Here is a 484-nt window from a genome sequence, read left to right on the forward strand (position 1 = left end):
GCGGTCGACCAGTACCGGGCGGGTCGGGCTGATCTCGGTGGACTCGGAGATGTAGGAGGCGAGGCGGGTCTCGTCGTAGACGATCTCCATGCCCCGGCCGCCGAGCACGTAGGAGGGGCGGACCAGGACCGGGTAGCCGATCTCGTCCGCGATCGCCTTCGCCCCGGCGAACGTGGTCGCGGTGCCATGCTTCGGGGCGGGGAGCCCGGCCTCGGCGAGGACCTGGCCGAAGGCGCCCCGGTCCTCAGCGGCATGGATCGCCTCCGGAGACGTACCCACGACGGGGACGCCGTTGTCCTTCAACGCCTGGGACAGGCCGAGGGGGGTCTGGCCGCCGAGCTGCACGATCACGCCGGCAATGGGTCCGGCGAGGGATTCGGCGTGGACGATCTCCAGGACGTCCTCCAGGGTGAGCGGCTCGAAATACAGCCGGTCGGAGGTGTCGTAGTCCGTCGAGACCGTCTCCGGGTTGCAGTTGACCATC

The 484-nt window shown here is 69.8% G+C and carries 1 protein-coding gene; it reads right to left on the bottom strand.

Annotation, left to right across the window (positions count from 1 at the left end; all coding sequences use genetic code 11):
* On the bottom strand, positions 1 to 484 hold a 484-nt coding region (locus IF17_RS01000000136900; RefSeq protein ID WP_032773155.1), incomplete at both ends, for a carbamoyl phosphate synthase preATP-grasp domain-containing protein.

Origin of the sequence: Streptomyces cyaneofuscatus, assembly GCF_000718135.1 — a bacterium.
Taxonomy (GTDB): domain Bacteria; phylum Actinomycetota; class Actinomycetes; order Streptomycetales; family Streptomycetaceae; genus Streptomyces; species Streptomyces cyaneofuscatus.